Origin of the sequence: Streptomyces sp. NPDC058459, assembly GCF_042721685.1 — a bacterium.
In the GTDB taxonomy this organism is placed as follows: Bacteria; Actinomycetota; Actinomycetes; order Streptomycetales; family Streptomycetaceae; genus Streptomyces.
On record NZ_JBHXLV010000014.1, the window covers coordinates 41937 to 56243 of the forward strand.

Annotated in this window: 11 protein-coding genes; 9 read left to right on the forward strand and 2 right to left on the reverse strand. The window is 73.7% G+C overall.

The features are described from left to right. Nucleotides 1-20: 20 nt before the first annotated feature. Entirely contained in the window at nucleotides 21-1271 is a 1251-nt protein-coding gene (locus ACFWN1_RS05195) for a D-arabinono-1,4-lactone oxidase (RefSeq protein ID WP_384358355.1), read from the reverse strand. A 175-nt stretch (nucleotides 1272-1446) separates the two neighbouring features. Between ACFWN1_RS05195 and ACFWN1_RS05200 the strand changes: the two genes are divergently transcribed. The 6 genes from ACFWN1_RS05200 (at nucleotide 1447) to ACFWN1_RS05225 (ending at nucleotide 9451) form a co-directional block, all read left to right on the forward strand. Continuing rightward, entirely contained in the window at nucleotides 1447-2766 is a 1320-nt protein-coding gene (locus ACFWN1_RS05200; protein ID WP_384358357.1) for a radical SAM protein, read from the forward strand. Nucleotides 2767-2994: 228 nt separating this feature from the next. Further along, nucleotides 2995-4485 (forward strand): cellulose-binding domain-containing protein, encoded by a 1491-nt coding sequence (locus ACFWN1_RS05205; RefSeq protein WP_384358359.1) that lies wholly within the window; start codon nucleotides 2995-2997, stop codon nucleotides 4483-4485. 498 nt (nucleotides 4486-4983) lie between these two features. Beyond that, nucleotides 4984-6093, forward strand: coding sequence for a ribosome small subunit-dependent GTPase A (rsgA, locus tag ACFWN1_RS05210; protein WP_384358361.1), 1110 nt, complete (start codon nucleotides 4984-4986; stop codon nucleotides 6091-6093). A 109-nt stretch (nucleotides 6094-6202) separates the two neighbouring features. Beyond that, nucleotides 6203-7591, forward strand: coding sequence for a DNA-3-methyladenine glycosylase 2 family protein (locus ACFWN1_RS05215; protein ID WP_384358362.1), 1389 nt, complete (start codon nucleotides 6203-6205; stop codon nucleotides 7589-7591). Nucleotides 7592-7599: 8 nt separating this feature from the next. Continuing rightward, entirely contained in the window at nucleotides 7600-8112 is a 513-nt protein-coding gene (locus ACFWN1_RS05220; RefSeq protein WP_384358373.1) for a methylated-DNA--[protein]-cysteine S-methyltransferase, read from the forward strand. 175 nt (nucleotides 8113-8287) lie between these two features. After that, entirely contained in the window at nucleotides 8288-9451 is a 1164-nt protein-coding gene (locus tag ACFWN1_RS05225; protein WP_384358363.1) for an SGNH/GDSL hydrolase family protein, read from the forward strand. 12 nt (nucleotides 9452-9463) lie between these two features. Here ACFWN1_RS05225 and ACFWN1_RS05230 read toward each other — a convergent pair whose 3' ends face one another. Next, nucleotides 9464-9946, reverse strand: a complete 483-nt coding sequence (locus ACFWN1_RS05230; RefSeq protein ID WP_384358365.1) for a DUF456 domain-containing protein — start codon at nucleotides 9944-9946, stop codon at nucleotides 9464-9466. 147 nt (nucleotides 9947-10093) lie between these two features. Here ACFWN1_RS05230 and ACFWN1_RS05235 point away from each other — a divergent pair, with 147 nt between their 5' ends. From ACFWN1_RS05235 to ACFWN1_RS05245, 3 genes are all read left to right on the forward strand, one after another. Continuing rightward, nucleotides 10094-11644, forward strand: coding sequence for a protein phosphatase 2C domain-containing protein (locus ACFWN1_RS05235; RefSeq protein WP_384358367.1), 1551 nt, complete (start codon nucleotides 10094-10096; stop codon nucleotides 11642-11644). Between the two features lie 70 nt (nucleotides 11645-11714). Further along, a complete protein-coding gene (locus tag ACFWN1_RS05240) occupies nucleotides 11715-13457 on the forward strand; it encodes a pyruvate dehydrogenase (RefSeq protein WP_384358369.1) in 1743 nt (580 codons plus the stop codon). Nucleotides 13458-13788: 331 nt separating this feature from the next. Further along, nucleotides 13789-14250, forward strand: a complete 462-nt coding sequence (locus tag ACFWN1_RS05245) for an ATP-binding protein (protein ID WP_384358371.1) — start codon at nucleotides 13789-13791, stop codon at nucleotides 14248-14250. Nucleotides 14251-14307: the final 57 nt, after the last annotated feature.

Here is a 14307-nt window from a genome sequence, read left to right on the forward strand (position 1 = left end):
TAGCCCGCATCCTAGAGGATCTAGGAAAGAATCTCCCGGACGAATTCGTTGGTGAACTTCCCCCGCGGGTCCAGCTCGGCGGCCAGCGCCCGGAACTCGGCCAGCCTGGGAAGCCGCCCCCTGATGGCCGCCGGCGGCATCGCGAACACCTTCCCCCAGTGCGGCCGGGCGTCCAGCGTGCCGAGCGCCGCCTCCACCGCGCGCACGACGGGCAGCACCCGTCCCGCGTCCTCGGTCCAGGTGAAGTGCAGCGCCACCGAGTCCCGCCCGTACGCCGGGCTGAGCCACTGCGTGTCGGCCGCGACCGTCCGTACCTCGCAGGTCAGCACCACCTCGGCGAGCGTCGCCCGGATGGCGTCCAGGGCGTGCAGCGCGGGCAGGGCGTCCGACCTCGGCAGCAGGTACTCCGATTGGAGTTCCGAGCCGCTGCTCGGCGTGAACTCGGCTCGGAAGTGCGGCAGTCGCTCGTGCCAGGGGCCGGGTACACCGCCCTGCCCGGTGCAGTTGACGGCCGGCATCCCCGGTACCGGATGCATCGGCCCGGCCGCCGGCTCCGCCCACGGGAAGCCGACCGGAGCCTGATCGGTACGCCGCTTCAGCCACACCTGCCGGAACCCCGGTGCCCGCCAGTCGGTGAACAGGCTCACGCTGTACGCCGAGGCCGCGACCGTCTCGTACTCCAGCCCGTCCAGGGGGAGTTCGACGAACACGTGCTGCTCGACCTCGTACGAAGGCTCCAGGTCGAGGGTGAGCGCGGTGACCACGCCGAGCGCGCCCAGCGAGGTCACGGCGCCGTCGAAACGGGCGTCCCCGCGGCCGATCTTCAGCGTGCCGCCGTCCGCCGTGATCAGCTCCACCTCCCGCACCGCCGAAGCCAGCGGGCCGTTGCCCACGCCGGAACCGTGGGTGCCCGTCGCCACCGACCCGGCGACCGAGATGTGCGGCAGGGACGCCATGTTGGCGAGCGCCAGCCCGTGCGCGTGCACCGTGCGGGCCAGCTCCGCGTACCGCACCCCGCCCCCGACCCGTACCGTCCGGGCCGTCGTGTCCACGTCGATCACCGGGGGCAGCCCCGCCACCGACAGCAGCACGCCCCCGGCACCGGGGTCCGCGATCCGGTTGAAGGAGTGCCCGCTGCCCAGCACCCGCAACCGCGTGCTCCCCGCCACCAGGGCCCGCAGCGCGTCCGGAGAAGTGGGCCGATGGAACTCCTCTGCCGTGTACGTGATGTTCCGCGCCCAGTTGGTGATTGCCCGCGCCGACCTGGTCATCCCTGCCGTCCCTCCCCGAGAGTGCCTGTGCCCAGACCCTCTCATCACCACCGCCACCTGCGAAGACCCGGACCGCGCGCCAACGCGTCGCGTGCCTCACAGCCCCCCGGGAGGGCTTGCCGGGAAGTGGGGGCATACGGTGTGAGATGTACGTGTGAGCCGGGAGGAGACAGGGATGGGCAGCCGCACCGCGCTGGTCGAGGATCTGATGGAGCGGTTCCCGCATGTGCCGCGGGAAGCGGTCTTCAAGGAGGATCTGCTCCGGGGCGGAGTCGCCTTCGACCCCTCGGCGCTCAGCGACAACGAGGGCGGCGAGGTCAAACCGAAGTCGTACTTCATCTTCTCCTTCGACCACGGCACCCTCCCCGAGCTGGGCGAGGCCGCGCTGCGCAGGCCCCCGGAGGAGATCATCCTCACCGGCGGCCCCTACGACCTGCGCCGCACGGTCGTCTCGGTCCGAGTGAACCCCGCCTCCCCCTACCGGGTCGCCTCCGACGAGCACGGCCGGCTCGGCCTCTACCTCGACGGCAAGCGGATCTCCGACGTCGGCGTACCGCCGATGCCGGAGTACTACCGCCACAAGCTCTCCAACGGGAAGTCGGTCATGGAGGTGGCCCCCACCATCCAGTGGGGCTACCTGATCTATCTGACCGCGTTCCGCGTCTGCCAGTACTTCGGCGCCAAGGAGGAGTGCCAGTACTGCGACATCAACCACAACTGGCGCCAGCACAAGGCGGCGGGCCGGCCGTACACGGGCGTGAAGGACGTCGACGAGGTCCTTGAGGCCCTGGAGATCATCGACAAGTACGACACCGCCAGGATCTCCACCGCGTACACCCTCACGGGCGGCGCGATCACGACGAAGGTCCAGGGGCTGGACGAGGCCGACTTCTACGGGCGGTACGCCAAGGCCATCGAGGAGCACTTCCCGGGCCGCTGGATCGGCAAGGTCGTCGCGCAGGCGCTGCCCAAGCCGGACGTCCAGCGCTTCAAGGACTACGGCGTGCAGATCTACCACCCCAACTTCGAGGTGTGGGACGAGTACCTGTTCAAGATGTTCTGCCCCGGCAAGGAGCGGTACGTCGGCCGTGACGAATGGCACAAGCGCATCCTGGACTCCGCCGACGTGTTCGGCGCGCGCAATGTGATCCCCAACTTCGTGGCGGGCGTGGAGATGGCCGAGCCCTTCGGCTTCACCAGCGTCGACGAGGCCATCGCCTCCACCACCGAGGGCCTGCGCTTCTTCATGTCCCACGGCATCACGCCCCGCTTCACCACCTGGTGCCCCGAGCCCACCACCCCGCTCGGCAAGGCCAACCCGCAGGGCGCGCCGCTGGAGTACCACATCCGGCTGCTGGATGCGTACCGCAACACCATGGACGACTTCGGCCTCTCCTACCCGCCCGGCTACGGCCCGCCCGGCCCGGGCAACGCCGTCTTCTCCGTCAGCTCCTTCATGGACAGCCTCTCCGCCGAGGAGCCGGTGGAGGTCTGAACCCGCAGGATTGAACCGTCACGCGCCCGCCTCCGTATCTCCGCACGGAGTGGCGGGCGCGCGGTGGTCCGGGGCATGGTCACCCCGAGCGACGAGCGACTCTCCCGATCCATCTGATCTCCCGCTTGTCAGCCCGGCGGCGGCGTGAAAGGCTCCTGCCTCCGCGAGGCCGTCAGCTCCATCACCCTTTCGATGAGTTGGCCCCTCGCTCGTGAACGCTGGAGACCGATGCCCGATCTGTCGCCCCCTCAGGACGCCGCCGAGGCCGCGCTGTTCGCCGAGTGCTGGGACGCGGTCCTCTCCTATGCCGACCTCTGCACGGCGGGAGCGGGCACGGCGCACCAACTCGCCGACGAGGCCTTCACGTCGGGGATGCGTGAGCTGAGGGCCGCGCGCAGCGCCGTGCGCGGGCGCGCCCCCCGGCTGCCGGTCATCCCCCAACTCCTCGGCGCCGTACGGGACACCGTGGTCGGCTGGGAGAACGCGGGCAAGGGCCACAGGCTCGACCCCGACCTCCGCCTCTGGCTCAACTCCGGTGCCGCCGACCGCTACACGGGGCCGCCGCTGGGCCGTCCCGTCGCGCTGCGCGGTCTACGGGACATGCCGGAGGCGGACGCCACGCTGCTCTGGCTCGCCGAGGTGGAGGCGCTCCCGCTGCCCACCGTCGCCCGCCGCCTGGGCCTGGACCCGCTGACCACGGCCGTCGAACTCGAGCAGGTCCGCGTCCTGTTCCACGACCGCTGCCACCGCGCCCACCGTGATTCCCCGCTGGACGCCGAGTGCCGCAGCTACGCCCGGCTGCTGGACGCCGTCACCCGCTCACCCGGCGCGGAGACCCCCGAGGACCTCTCCCGCCACCTCGCCACCTGCGTCCCCTGCGCCGAGGCCGCGGCCTGCCTCCGGCTGCACGGCGGCACGCTCCCCGCCGCGCTCGCCGGAGGCGTCATCGGCTGGGGCGCCCTCGCCTACCTGGAACGCCGCCGCCGCGCCGCCGAGGTCCGGCTCGGCATGGGCGCGCCCCCGGCACCCGGGACGCCCGCGGCCGACGAGGCGAGCCGCGGCCGCGTACTACGCGGCAGCCTCCTGGCGGCGGCCGGCGTGCTGTCGGTGGTGGCCCTGGGCGTCTCCCTGATGCCCTTCGGCCCCTCGGACGAGCGCAAGATGTCCGCCCGCGACGACCAGAAGCCGATCGCCGCCCCCGACACCCCCCACCCCACCCCCACCCCCACCCCGACCTCGGCCCCCTCGCGTTCGGCGGCCCCGGCCACCGCCCGCACCGAGCCGGTCAGCCCCTCACCGACGCCGACCCCCACCCGGCGCAAGTCCCAGCCCCCCTCCCGCAAGCCCTCCGCGACCCCCTCCCGGGCCCCCGCGCCCGCCCCCGCCCCCGCACGGAGCACCCCCGTCACCTGCCAGGTCTCCTACCAACTGGAGAGCGAGTGGAGCAGCGGCTTCCAGGCCAACGTCCGCTTCACCACCGACGAGCCCCTCTCCGGCTGGCAGCTCACCTGGACCTTCCCCGACGGCCAGCACATCGGCGCGACCTGGGACGCCGTCTCGCACCAGGACGGCGCCCAGGTCATCGCGGAGGCACAGAGCTACAACGGCGAGGTGGCCGAGCACGGGACGACCGCGTTCGGCTTCGTGGGCAGCCTGGACGGCGGGAACGGGGCGCCGACAGGGTTCCGGCTCAACGGGGAGCCCTGCGCGAACAACTGACCGATGCCGCTCGTCGGCCCCGGGGGAGGACGGCCGTCATGACGGGTGCCCATGGCGAACCGCATGAACTGCTCCGCCGCGCGGGTCCGGAGAAGGCGGGCCCGGTCTCCTGCGCGCTGCCCGCGTGAGCTGCCTGGCGCCCGTGATCGCGGCGAGCACGCAGCCCACGCTCGCGGTGCCGGACGACCCCCGGAGACCGTCACGCACCACCTGCTGGACCGGTAGCCGGAGGGCGTCGACCGTGCCCGCCGCCGCACCGGAAATTCGCTGGTGTGCCGTGGTCGCGGGCGGTTAGGGTCAGGTCCGTTCCACCGGCCGCTGCTGCCGCCGGTAAGCCGTGCGTGACCTTGGAGGTGTCGACCGATGACTGTCGTCGCGGCGGGCGTCGCCCGCATCCGGAAGCTTGTCAAGTCCACCTCTGTGGCCACCGGCTGACCTGAGCTGTTCTCTCCGCGTCCGAGTACGCGATGCCGGGGCCGCCCATGTGAAGGGTCCCCCTTGTCCTCCTCTTCTCCTTCCAGTTCGGCCCCGTCGCACCCGCTCGTCCCCTACGGCTGGGACGAGGGCTGGGAAACCGAGTTCGCTCCGTACGCCGAGCGGGGTCTGCTGCCCGGCCGGGTCCTCCGGGTCGACCGGGGGCAGTGCGACATCGTCACCCCCGTCGGCACCGTCCGCGCCGACACCGAGTTCGTCGTCCCCCGTGACCCGATGAAGGTCGTGTGCACCGGGGACTGGGTAGCCGTCGACCCCGAGGGCGGCGACCCCCGGTACGTCCGCGCCTACCTGCCGCGCCGGACGGCGTTCGTGCGGTCCACCTCGTCCAAGCGGTCCGACGGGCAGATTCTCGCCGCCAATGTCGATCACGCCGTCGTCGCCGTGTCGCTCGCCATGGAGCTGGATCTCGGGCGGGTCGAAAGGTTCCTCGCGCTGGCCTGGGAGTCCGGGGCGCAGCCGGTGGTCGTGCTGTCCAAGGCAGACCTGGTCCCCGATCCGGCGACACTCGCGCACCTCGTGCAGGATGTCGGGACCACCGCGCCCGGCGTGCCCGTGCTCACCGTCAGCGCGCTGCACGGCGACGGGCTGGACGTGCTCCGGGCGCTGATCGGCACCGGTACCGCCGTGCTGCTCGGGCAGTCCGGCGCCGGCAAGTCCACGCTGGCCAACGCGCTCGTCGGCGCGGACGTGATGGACGTCCGGGCCGCGCGGGACGTGGACGGCAAGGGCCGGCACACCACGACCACCCGCAACCTGCTGCCGCTGTCCGGCGGGGGTGTGCTCATCGACACCCCCGGACTGCGCGGTGTCGGCCTGTACGACGCGGAGACCGGGGTCGGGCAGGTGTTCTCCGAGATCGAGGAGCTGGCGGCACGCTGCCGGTTCCCCGACTGCTCCCACGCCGCCGAACCCGGCTGCGCGGTCGCCGCCGCCGTCGACTCCGGCGAGCTGCCGGTCCGACGGCTGGAGAGCTACCACAAACTGGTCCGCGAGAACCAGTGGATCGTCGCCAAGACCGACGCCCGCCTGCGCGCCGAGATCCGCAAGGACTGGAAGCGCAAGGGAGCCGAGGGCCGCGCGGCGATGCGGGCCAAGCGGGGTCCCTGGACCTGACTCGCAAAGGGAACCTGACCCGCAAAGGGAACCTGACCCGCGAGGGGGGCCGGGCTGCATGTCCGTTTTCCGCTGGCCCGGCCCCCTCCCCACGTCCGACACTGGACGCATGACGGACGACGACAGCAGGTACGAGGCGGTGCGCAGCCGTGACGGGCGGTTCGACGGCGTCTTCTTCTTCGCCGTCCGGACCACCGGCATCTACTGCCGCCCCAGCTGCCCGGCGGTGACGCCGAAACGGTGCAACGTACGGTTCTTCCGCACGGCCGCCGCCGCCCAGGGCGCCGGGTTCCGGGCCTGCCGCCGCTGCCGGCCGGACGCCGTGCCGGGGTCCGCCGAGTGGAACGTCCGCGCGGACGTCGTCGGCCGGGCCATGCGGCTGATCGCGGACGGCGTCGTCGACCGTGAGGGCGTCACCGGCCTCGCCGCCCGGCTCGGCTACAGCCCCCGGCAGGTGCAGCGCCAGCTCGCCGGCGAGGTCGGCGCCGGCCCCGTCGCGCTCGCCCGCGCCCAGCGGGCCCACACCGCGCGGACCCTGCTGCGGACCACCGGACTCCCGGTCACCGAGATCGCGTTCGCATCCGGCTTCCGCAGCGTCCGGCAGTTCAACGACACCATCCGCGAGGTGTACGCGCACACCCCCACCGAGGTGCGCGACGCCGCCCCCCGCTCCCGCCGGAGCGCCCCCGGCACCGGCATCCCGCTGCGCCTGGCCCACCGGGGCCCCTACCAGGCCGGCGCCGTCTTCGACCTGCTCGCCAGGGAGGCCGTACCCGGCGTCGAGGAGGTGACCGGCACCCCCGGCGTCCGCGTCCACCGGCGCACCCTGCGGCTGCCGTACGGCACCGGCGTCGCCGTCGTCCACGAGCGCGCCCACACCCCCGAGCCGCGCGGCGGCACCCGGCCCGGCGGCTGGCTCGACGCCCGGCTGCTGCTCACCGACCCCCGCGACCTCACCACCGCAGTGCACCGGCTGCGCCGGCTGTACGACCTGGACGCCGACCCCTACGCCGTTGACGCCCGCCTCGCCACCGACCCCCGGCTCGCCCCGCTGGTCGCCGCCCGGCCCGGACTGCGCTCACCCGGCGCCGTCGACCCGCTGGAGACCGCCGCCCGCGTCCTGACCGGCGCGCCCGAGGTGGAGCGGCTCGTACAGCGGTACGGCAAGGCGCTCGACGCGCCCAGCGGCAGCCTCACCCATCTCTTCCCCGAGCCCGGCGTCCTCGCCGAGGCGGCGGCCGGGACCCCGCTCGGCACGCTCGCCGCCGCCCTCGCCGACGGCCGGCTGCACCTCGACCCCGGCGCCGACCGGGACGAGGCCAGGCGCGTGCTGAGCGAGCTGCCCGGTATCACCCCGGCCGCCGTCGCCGCCCTGCGGGCGCGCGTGCTCGGCGACCCGGACGTCACCCCACCCGGTACGGACCTGCCCGAGGCCTGGCGGCCCTGGCGGTCCTACGCCGTCCAACACCTGTACATCGCCGAGGAGCTGACCGCGTGATGGCGATCATGGACAACCCCTACTGGACCGAACTGGCCTCCCCGGTCGGCCCCCTGCTGCTCACCGCCGACGCCGACGGCGCGCTGACCTCGGTCTCCGTGCCCGGCCAGAAGGGCGGCCGGACCGTCGAGGAGGGCTGGCGGCACGACGCCGGACCCTTCCGGGAAGCCACCGAGCAGCTCACCGCCTACTTCGCCGGAGACCTCAAGGAGTTCGACCTGCCGGTCCGTGTGCGGGGCACCGAATTCCGCGAGCGGGTCTGGGCCGCGCTGGACGCCGTCCCCTACGGGGCCACCACCACCTACGGCGCCATCGCCGCCGAGGTCGGCGCCCCGCGCGCCGCGATCCGCGCGGTCGGCGGCGCGCTCGGCGCCAACCCCCTGCTGGTCGTCCGCGCCTGCCACCGGGTCATCGGGGCCGACGGCACGATGACGGGGTACGCGGGCGGACTCGAACGCAAGGTGTGGCTGCTGCGTCTGGAGGGCGCGCCGGGCGGGGCGGCGCGAGTCCCGTGCCCCTGAGTGGGCACAGCGCGAGCCGGTCAGGGCGAGGGTCGCGCGGACCGGACCGCTCCGACCGGCTGGGCCGAGCGGGTGTGCCCGCGGTGCGGGTGCCCCGCCCCCGGCCGGCCCGTGTGACACCGTCGCCTGCGGCGGCCCGGACAACCGGACGGGCCCGGTGCGAAATGGGGCGGACATGGGCGGTGCCGTACGGTTCCTGGCGGTCCTGCTGCTCCTGCTGACCCCGGCACCGGCCTGGGCCGCCGCCGGGAACCAGCCCTGGACCGGCACCTGGGAGGCCGCCCCCTCCGGCACCGCTCCCGCGTTGCCCGGCGCCGCCATCCGCAATGTCGTCCACCTCAGTGTCGGCGGCCATGAGCTGCGCGTACGCGTCACCAACCGGTTCGGCACCACCCCGCTCCACCTGGGCGCGGTCACCGTCGCCCGCCGGCAGGGACAGGGCCCGGACGCCGCCCCCGGCACCCTGCGCACCGCCACCTTCCACCGCGCGGCCACCGCCACCGTCCCACCCGGCCGGGACCTGCTCACCGACCCGGTCCGGCTCACCGTCCCGGCCGGCGCCGACCTCCTGGTCACCGTCCTCACCCCGGACGACTCCGGCCCCGCCACCCAGCACGGCACCGCCCTCCAGACCAGCTGGGTCGCCCCGGTCGGCACCGGGCACGCGGCCGACGAGGACGGCTCCGCTTACCGCACTCCCATCAGCAACTGGTACTACCTCGCCGGTGTCGACGTACGCGGCACCGCCACCGGCAGTGTCGTCGCCCTCGGCGACTCGCTCACCGACGGCCACGGCTCCACCCACGACGCCGACCGCCGCTGGCCCGACCTGCTCGCCGAACACCACCGGCGCCTCGGCGTCCTCAACGCGGGCATCGGCGGCAACCGTCTCCTGCGCGACGGCACCGGCCCGAGCGCCCTCGCCCGGCTCGACGTGGACGCGCTGGACCGGGCGGGGGCCCGTTTCCTCGTGGTCTTCGAGGGCGTCAACGACATCAACGGCAAGCCCACCGCCGACGACGTCAGCGCCTACGCCGACGCCTACCGCACCGTCGTCGCCCGCGCCCACGCCCGGCACCTGCGGGTCGTGGGCGTCACCCTCACCCCGTACGCCGGCCACCCGGCACACACGGCGGCCCGCGAGACGGTACGGCAGGGGGTCAACGAGTTCATCCGCACCGGCGGCGCCTTCGACGCGGTCTGCGACGCGGACGCGGCGCTGCGCGATCCGGAGGACCCGGTACGGCTGCTGCCGCGCTACGACCCCGGCGACCATCTGCACTTCGACGACGACGGGATGCGGGCGGTCGCCGACTGTGTGAGCCGCGTCCTGCGGTGAACCCGCGCGGAGTCAGCCCCACACCACCGCGCCCAGCCACCCGGCCGCGATCAGCAGACAGGCGAACAGCTCCGTGAACACGCTGGAGCCGCCCGAGTGCATCGCGGTACGCAGCGCCGCCATCGCCTCGCCGTGCCGCCCGAGCCGCAGCCGCTCGCCCAGGTAGATCCCGCCCATGAAACCGGGCAGCGCGCCCACCACCGGCAACAGCACGAACCCTACGACCGCGCCGGCACCCGCGTACACCGCCATCCGGGGTGTCGCACCGCTCGCCCGCAGCCGGCGCGCGGGCAGTGTCCAGCGCACGACCTGCGCCAGCAGCAGAATCACGGTCGCGCCGACCAGGACCGCCCAGGTGAGGCCGGCCGGGTTGGTGAGCGCCCACCACAGGACCCCGGCCCACACCAGCCACGACCCCGGCACCCCGGGCACCAGCACTCCGCACAGGCCGAGCGCGATCACCAGGCCGACCAGCAGGAGTTCCCACGCTCCCATCTGCCCAGCGTGCCCGAGCCCGGACGGAACCGCAGCTCTCGTACGACCGTTCGTCCTGTCGCCCGACGCGCTGTGCGAGGCAGGCGTGGACGCCCGATTTTCCCGATGCCCCGTTTCCGCGCGGTCCGCGTGGTGACAATTACCGGCATGAGTCAGCAGGGGGGCGGGCCCACTCGCCGGGACGACGACTGGTGGGGGCAGCTCTACGACGAGACGGCCGACGACACGGGCCCGGCACCGGCCCCGGATTCCCTGGACGACCGCTACGCCTCGGCGAAGCGGGCGACGGTGCCGGGGCACTCCAGTGAGCAGGGGAGTGGGGACGGGAGTGGGCACGGGAGTGGGCAGGCGGGTCACGCGGAGGAAAGTCCCGCCGGGCCGCACGCGACATCCGAACCCCCGCCTCCGGCGGCCCAAACGGGTCCGACGCCCCTCCCGGCCCAGCGGTCCGGCCAGCGGCCGCCCACCGGCACACCGAACGTCCCCGGCACCCCGAACGTCCCCGGCACCCCGAACGTCCCCGGCACCCCGAACGTCCCCGGCACACCGAACGTCCCCGGCACCCCGGCCCCGCGCCCGCCCGCCGTCCCGCCCATGCCGGGCTGGCCCACGCCCGAACCCGAACCCGGACTCACGCCCGGACCCGGACCGGCGCCGAGCCCCCCCCCCGGCCCCCCCCCCGGCCCCGTCGTCACCGGCGTCGCCCGCTTCACCCCCGCCCTGCCGCCCACCCCCCACTGGGTCGGCTCCCGGCCCCCCACCTACGCCCCCGAACCGACCGCGCTGCCCGCCGCCGACCCCGATCGGCTCGACGAGCTGGTGTCCGACACCGTGCTGGAGGGCGCCCGGTACGGAGCGTGCACCCTGCGGGCCGTCTCGCTGCGCGGGGACTCCGCGCGTTACCGGGGCGAGGACCGGCGGGACGCCCTGCTCATCGCACGGTTCGGCGCGGGCGGACAGGCCCTCGTCCTCGTGGCCGCGGCCACCGGCGCGCGGGCCGCGCCCGGCGCGCACCGGGCCGCCGCCGAGGCGTGCCGGTCCATCGGCCGGGCGGTGGGCCGCAGCCAGGAACGGCTGGTCGAGGATCTGCGGGCCGGCAGACGCGGCGATCTCAAGTCCGGCCTCAACCGCCTCACCGACCGCACGCTCGGCCGGCTCCGCGCCGCCCGCGAGGACTCCGGGCAGCCCACCGCGAGCCTGCGCTGTCTGCTGCTGCCCGCCGACCCCGACTGCCGCACCCGGGTGTTCTTCGGCGCGGGGGAGGGCGGGCTGTTCCGGCTGCGCGACGGGGAGTGGCTGGACATCGAACCGGGCGGACCGGCCGGACCAGGCGGACCGGGTGACGGCACCGCCCCGTCCGGCGCCCTGCCCGCCGAGACCCCGGACGGCGACCGCCTCACCCTGGACCTCGGCATCCCGGTCCCGCCGAGCCCGTACGAGCCTCTCGCCGATCCCGGGCGGGCGCCGCAGGTGCCGTTCCGGTTCCGGGCCGTGGTAGCCCGGCCGGGTGATGTGCTGATGATGTGCACCTCCGGGCTCGCGGACCCGCTGCGCGGGGAGGCGGCCCTGCGCGCGTTCCTCGGCCGCCGCTGGTCGCGCGCCGCCGCGCCCGGTCTCACCGCGTTCCTCGGGGACACCCGGACGCGGGTGAAGGGGTACGCCGACGACCGCACGGCCGCCGCCGTTTGGGAGGCGTAACCGGGCCTGCTGTGACTTGATGGGACGGCAGGGGCGTATTCCCGGGACCGCGAAGGGGCGGACGACCGTCATGGCCAAACAGAACGTCGCCGAGCAGTTCGTCGACATCCTCGCCCGCGCCGGGGTACGCCGTATGTACGGCGTCGTCGGGGACAGCCTCAACCCGGTCGTGGACGCCGTGCGCCGCAACGCCGCGATCGACTGGGTGCATGTGCGCCACGAGGAGGTCGCCGCCTTCGCGGCCGGTGCCGAGGCGCAGATCACCGGCAAGCTGACCGCCTGCGCGGGCTCCTGCCGTCCCGGCAACCTGCACCTCATCAACGGCCTCTACGACGCCCACCGTTCCATGGCGCCGGTGCTGGCACTCGCCTCCCACATCCCGTCCAGCGAGATCGGCCTCTCCTACTTCCAGGCGACGCACCCGGAGCGGCTGTTCGAGGAGTGCAGCCACTACAGCGAGATGATCTCCAGCCCGCGACAGATGCCCCGGCTGCTCCAGACCGCCATCCAGCACGCCATCGGGCAGCGCGGCGTCAGCGTCGTCACCCTGCCCGGCGACGTGGCGGACCAGACCGCGCCGGACCGGTCCTTCGAGAGCGCCCTGGTCACCTCCCGGCCCACGATCCGCCCCGGCGACGCCGAGATCGACCGCCTGGTGCGGCTGATCGACGAGGCCGGCAAGGTCACCCTGTTCTGCGGCGCCGGCACGGCGGGCGCCCACGCCGAGGTGATGGAGTTCGCCGGCCGCGTCAAGTCCCCGGTGGGCCACGCCCTGCGCGGCAAGGAGTGGATCCAGTACGACAACCCGTACGACGTCGGCATGAGCGGGCTGCTCGGGTACGGCGCCGCCTACGAGGCCACCCACGAGTGCGAGCTGCTGATCCTGCTCGGCACCGACTTCCCGTACAACGCCTTCCTGCCCGACGACGTGAAGATCGCGCAGATCGACGTACGGCCCGAGGTCATCGGCCGGCGCTCCCGGCTGGACCTCGCGGTGTGGGGTGATGTGCGCGAGACGCTGCGCTGTCTGATTCCCCGGGTGCGGGAGAAGACGGACCGCCGCTTCCTGGACAAGATGCTGAAGAAACACGCCGACGCGCTGGAGGGCGTGGTCAAGGCGTACACCCGCAAGGTGGACAAGCACGTCCCGATCCACCCCGAGTACGTGGCGTCCGTGCTGGACGAACTGGCCGACGACGACGCGGTGTTCACCGTCGACACCGGCATGAACAACGTCTGGGCCGCGCGCTACATCTCGCCCAACGGCCGCCGCCGGATCATCGGTTCGTTCTCGCACGGCTCGATGGCGAACGCGATGCCCATGGCCATCGGCGCCCAGTTCGTGGACCGGGACCGGCAGGTCGTGGCCATGTGCGGTGACGGTGGCTTCACCATGCTGATGGGTGACTTCCTGACCCTGGTGCAGCAGGATCTGCCGGTCAAGATCGTGCTGTTCAACAACTCGGCACTCGGCATGGTGGAGTTGGAGATGCTGGTGGCGGGCCTGCCCTCGTACGGCACCACCGACGTCAACCCCGACTTCGCCGAGGTCGCCCGTGCCTGCGGTGCCTTCGGGGTGCGGGTGGAGAAGCCCAAGCAGCTGGCCGGGGCGCTCAAGGACGCGTTCAGGCACAAGGGTCCGGCCCTGGTCGACGTCGTCACCGACCCCAACGCCCTCTCCATCCCGCCGAAGATCAAGGCCGACATGGTCACCGGGTTCGCGCTCTCCGCGTCGAAGATCGTGCTGGACGGCGGTGTCGGCCGGATGCTCCAGATGGCCCGCTCCAACATCCGCAACGTGCCCCGGCCCTGAAGCCGCCCCCGGCGACGGTGATTTCCGGTCAGTCTCACCGCATGTGACCGATTGGGGGCATTGGGTGGCCTATCGGGTCCGCGGGAGCGTTCAGACGGCTCCTGCGGCGCCTTCCGGCCGTCACGGCGCTTTCGGTACGGGTGCCCCGACGCCCGGCCGGCGGCCCGTACGCCCACCGGGCGTGGCCGAACACCCGGGGGTCGGACGGCGCCCATGACTGGCCCCCGGCCCGCTGGGCAACCATCCGTCGTGGACGCGGTCGACCAGGAGACGGAGGGCCGGCGACGTGTGGGCGGGGGTCATGACGAGGAAGGCGCGAAGGGGCGGTCCCATGCCAGTGGGAACTTCCCCGGCGGACACGGGAGACACGGGACACACGGGGTCCGGCGACACGGGCGGGACGCGTGAGGCGCACCGGCTCACACGAGAGCTGACCCGCGCCGACCTCGCGGCGGTGCCCGCGGCGCGCCGCGAACTACGGGCCCTGCTGCGGCACTGGGACCGGCCCGACCGGACCGGCGTGGCGGAACTGCTCACCAGCGAACTCGTCACCAACGCCCTGGTGCACACCGACGACGACGCGGTCCTCACCGCCGTCGTCTCCCCCAGCGGACTCCGCGTGGAGGTACGGGACTTCGTGGCCCGAGCCCCGCGGATGCGCGCCGCGGACCCGGACGAGGACACCAACGGCCGCGGCCTGGTACTGGTCCAGTCGCTCGCGGACGCCTGGGGGGTCAGGGCGCACGAGGTCGGCAAGTCGGTGTGGTTCGAGCTGGGCACCGAGGCCGCGTAACCGGTGACAGCCGGTGACATCCGGTGACAGTCGGCGGAGACGGCGACGGGGTGGGGG